The organism is Mogibacterium pumilum (assembly GCF_002243385.1).
Classification (GTDB): domain Bacteria; phylum Bacillota; class Clostridia; order Peptostreptococcales; family Anaerovoracaceae; genus Mogibacterium; species Mogibacterium pumilum.
Genome location: NZ_CP016199.1, coordinates 1102060 through 1105619 on the forward strand (window position 1 = coordinate 1102060; position 3560 = coordinate 1105619).

General features: G+C 48.9%; 1 tRNA gene and 2 rRNA genes. All 3 read left to right on the plus strand.

What is annotated here, in order from left to right:
• Positions 1 to 104: 104 nt before the first annotated feature.
• The 3 genes from AXF17_RS05285 (at position 105) to rrf (ending at position 3554) form a co-directional block, all read left to right on the plus strand.
• Positions 105 to 181: transfer RNA gene (locus AXF17_RS05285), tRNA-Ile, on the plus strand.
• A 246-nt stretch (positions 182 to 427) separates the two neighbouring features.
• A 23S ribosomal RNA gene (locus AXF17_RS05290) occupies positions 428 to 3318 on the plus strand.
• Positions 3319 to 3437: 119 nt separating this feature from the next.
• Positions 3438 to 3554 (plus strand): 5S ribosomal RNA (gene rrf, locus AXF17_RS05295).
• The last annotated feature ends 6 nt before the right edge of the window (positions 3555 to 3560 follow it).

Sequence of the window (3560 nt, forward strand, 5' to 3'; positions counted from 1 at the left end):
AACCAATGACTGGGGTGAAGTCGTAACAAGGTAGCCGTTCGAGAACGAGCGGCTGGATCACCTCCTTTCTAAGGAGACCTAGTCTCTACACTATGATAGTTTATGGGCTTGTAGCTCAGGTGGTTAGAGCGCACGCCTGATAAGCGTGAGGTCGGAGGTTCGAGTCCTCCCAAGCCCACCATTACATATATTTTATATATGTAAAGTAGCACCTTGAAAATTGAATAACACACCAAGTGTAAAATGAAGACAAATAGACAACGAATCGAGATACAAGCCGAATCTACTAGAAGTAGATTCAAATTGGGTAACGATTTCAAACAGACTATTTGTTGAGAGAAACCAGAATTCACTGAGAGAAATACAATAGTGAATAAGACCTAGACAACGCTAGTCTAGGCAAAAGAACATTTTGAAAGAAATGATTGGTCAAGTACAAAGAGCATCGGGTGGATGCCTTGGCACTGGGAGCCGAAGAAGGACGTGATAAGCTGCGATAAGCTGCGGTAAGGAGCACATATCCGATATACCCGCAGATTTCCGAATGGGGGAACCCACATACGGTAATGCGTATGTATCATTAAGTGAATACATAGCTTAATGAGGGGAACGGGGTGAACTGAAACATCTAAGTAGCCCTAGGAAGAGAAAGAAAAATCGATTTCCTTAGTAGCGGCGAGCGAAAGGGAAAGAGGCCAAACCGGACTGTTTACAGTTTGGGGTTGTGGACCACCGATATTGACGAAGTTATGCAAGCCGAATAGGACTGGAAAGTTCAAGCAAAGAAGGTAAAACTCCTGTAGGCGAAAGCAGAAAGCGCATAGGTGGCACCAGAGTAGGACCGGACACGTGTAACCCGGCCTGAAGCAGGAGGGACCACCCTCCAAGCCTAAATACTACCCAGTGACCGATAGCGAATAGTACCGTGAGGGAAAGGTGAAAAGAACCCCGGGAGGGGAGTGAAATAGAATCTGAAACCTGATGCTTACAAGCATAGGGAGCGCAAGTGACCTAGTACTTTTTGTAGAACGGGCCAACGAGTTATGGTATGTAGCGAGGTTAAGTTGCTGGAGCAACGGAGCCGTAGAGAAATCGAGTCTGAAAAGGGCGAGAGTTACATGCTGTAGACCCGAAACCGGGTGACCTATCCATGAGCAGGTTGAAGTAACCGTAAAAGGTTATGGAGGACCGAACCTATATCTGTTGAAAAAGGTTAGGATGACTTGTGGATAGCGGTGAAATTCCAATCGAACTCGGATATAGCTGGTTCTCCTCGAAATAGCTTTAGGGCTAGCCTCAAGGAAAAGATACACGGGGGTAGAGCACTGACTGTTCGCGGGGCCTTCACCGGTTACCAACAACTATCAAACTCCGAATACCGTGGTATCATACTTGGGAGTCAGACTATGAGAGATAAGTTCCATGGTCGAAAGGGAAACAGCCCAGATCAACAGCTAAGGTCCCAAAGAGTAAGTTAAGTGGAAAAGGATGTGGGATTGCACAAACAGCTAGGATGTTGGCTTAGAAGCAGCCATACATTTAAAGAGTGCGTAATAGCTCACTAGTCGAGTGATCCTGCGCCGAAGATAAACGGGGCTCAAACTTACCACCGAAGCTTTGGAATTAGTACAACTAATTGGTAGAGGAGCATTCTATATAGGTAGAAGGAGGCGCGAGAGCAAATCTGGACAGTATAGAAGAGAGAATGTTGGCATGAGTAGCGTAAGGCGGGTGAGAATCCCGTCCGCCGAAAATCTAAGGTTTCCTGAGGAAGGTTCGTCCTCTCAGGGTAAGTCGGGACCTAAGCCGAGAGCGAAGGCTGTAGGCGATGGACAACAGGTTGATATTCCTGTACCACCAAGGATTGTTTGAATGAAGTGGGGACACAGAAGGATAGATTGAGCACGCCGTTGGTTGAGCGTGTCCAAGCAGTGAGGCTTGAAAGTAGGCAAATCCGCTTTCTGATAGGTTGAGCTGTTATGGGGTGGTCGAATGACCGGTAGCAATCGATTTCACGCTGTCAAGAAAAGCCGCTAATGAGATCCAAGGTGCCCGTACCGCAAACCGACACAGGTAGATGAGGAGAGAATCCTAAGGTGAGCGAGCGAACTATTGTTAAGGAACTCGGCAAAATAACCCCGTAACTTCGGGAGAAGGGGTGCCTGCTTCGGCAGGCCGCAGTGAAGAGGTCCAGGCAACTGTTTACCAAAAACACAGGTCTCTGCTAAAGCGAAAGCTGATGTATAGGGGCTGACGCCTGCCCGGTGCTGGAAGGTTAAGGGGAAGTGTTAGGGCAACCGAAGCACAGAACTTAAGCCCCAGTAAACGGCGGCCGTAACTATAACGGTCCTAAGGTAGCGAAATTCCTTGTCGGGTAAGTTCCGACCCGCACGAAAGGCGTAATGATCTGGACGCTGTCTCAACAATAGGCTCGGTGAAATTGTAGTACCGGTAAAGATGCCGGTTACCCGCAGCAGGACGGAAAGACCCCGTGGAGCTTCACTGTAGCTTGATATTGATTTTCGGCATTGCATGTACAGGATAGGTGGGAGACTAAGAGATCAGCACGCCAGTGTTGGAGGAGTCACCGTTGGGATACCACCCTTGTAATGTTGGAAATCTAACCTAGTACCGTGAACCGGTACAGGGACAGTGTCAGGTGGGCAGTTTGACTGGGGCGGTCGCCTCCTAAAGAGTAACGGAGGCGCCCAAAGGTTCCCTCAGCGCGGACGGAAATCGCGCGAAGAGTGCAAAGGCAAAAGGGAGCTTGACTGCGAGACAAACAGGTCGAGCAGGGACGAAAGTCGGGCTTAGTGATCCGGTGGTTCCGAGTGGAAGGGCCATCGCTCAACGGATAAAAGCTACCCCGGGGATAACAGGCTTATACCCCCCAAGAGTTCACATCGACGGGGGTGTTTGGCACCTCGATGTCGGCTCGTCTCATCCTGGGGCTGAAGTAGGTCCCAAGGGTTGGGCTGTTCGCCCATTAAAGAGGTACGCGAGCTGGGTTCAGAACGTCGTGAGACAGTTCGGTCCCTATCCGCTGTGGGCGTTGGAAATTTGAGAGGAGCTATCCTTAGTACGAGAGGACCGGGATGGACATACCTCTGGTGTACCGGTTGTTCTGCCAAGGGCATAGCCGGGTAGCTACGTATGGAAGGGATAAGCGCTGAAAGCATCTAAGTGCGAAGCCCACCTCAAGATAAGATTTCCTCCGAAAGGTAAGACCCGTGAGAGACTATCACGTTGATAGGTCAGAGGTGTAAGTACGGTAACGTATTCAGCTGACTGATACTAATAGGTCGAACACTTGACCAAATGGTTTAAAGCACAAGGTGGTTATTCAATTTTGAGGGTACAACTCTCAAAAGCGTGGAAGATGATGGAGACACATCTTACTACAACATATGAGTAGATTGCGAGAGCGATTTACAAAATCCGGTGACAATAGCAGAGAGGTTACACCTGTTCCCATCCCGAACACAGAAGTTAAGCTCTTTAGCGCTGAAGATACTTGGTGGGAAGCTGCCTGGGAAATTAGGACGTCGCCGGTTTTTTTA